The sequence below is a fragment of the Microbispora sp. CL1-1 genome, from assembly GCF_012034195.1.
Lineage (GTDB): Bacteria > Actinomycetota > Actinomycetes > Streptosporangiales > Streptosporangiaceae > Microbispora.
Map to the genome: position 1 here is coordinate 1 of NZ_JAATEK010000144.1, position 941 is coordinate 941.

The window sequence follows — 941 nt, forward strand, 5'->3', positions numbered from 1 at the left end:
GCGGCGGGTCCGGGCGGGCGGTTCGGCCGGCTGGGCGAGGTCCGGCACCTGGGGCTGGTCGCGGCGTTGGTGCTGCTGGCGATCGTGGGTCTGGTGACCAGGCCGGAGAACTTCGCCACCTCGTCCAACCTGGTGAGCATTCTGGCGCTGGCCTCGACGATCGGTGTGATCACGGTCGGGATGACGTTCGTGATCATCGGGGGTGGCATCGACCTGTCGGTCGGGGCGTTGATGGCGCTGGCCTCGGTGTGGGCGACGACGCTGGCCACGCAGTCCTACGGGCCGATCGTGATGATCGTGTGCGCGGTGCTGGTCGGCACCGGCGCGGGACTGTTGAACGGCATTTTGATCGCCTATGGGCGGATGGTGCCGTTCATCGCGACGCTGGCGATGATGGTGGCCGGGCGTGGCCTGGCGCAGCGGATGTCGAACCAGCGCACGCAGCTGGTGCAGCCGGACAACTCGCTGATCGTGGACCTGTCGACCACGCGGCTGCTCGGGCTGCCGTTGCTGGTGTACGTGTTCGCGCTGGTGGTGCTGATCGGCTGGGTGGTGCTGAACCGTACGACGTTCGGCCGGCGCACCTATGCGGTGGGCGGCAACCCCGAGGCGGCGCGGCTGGCCGGTATCGACGTGCGCAAGCACACGCTGATGTTGTACGCGCTGTCGGGTCTGTGCTGCGGGATCGCCGCGGTGCTGATCATGGCGCGGACCACGACGGGGTCGTCCACGCATGGTGATCTGTACGAGCTGGACGCGATCGCGGCGGTGATCATCGGTGGGACGCTGCTGAGCGGCGGCCGGGGCACGATCATCGGGTCGATCCTGGGTCTGCTGATCTTCACGGTGATCACCAACCTGTTCATCCTCAACGGTCTGAACACCGCCGACCAGCTCGTCGCCAAGGGCGCGATCATCGTCATCGCCGTGCTCCTGCAGCG

At 67.7% G+C, this 941-nt stretch carries 1 protein-coding gene; it reads left to right on the top strand.

All coding sequences use genetic code 11. From position 1 onward, the window contains the following. Window positions 1-30 precede the first annotated feature (30 nt). Window positions 31-941, top strand: a 911-nt coding sequence (locus HCK04_RS40340; RefSeq protein ID WP_142652779.1) for an ABC transporter permease, incomplete at its 3' end; no start/stop codon positions are given.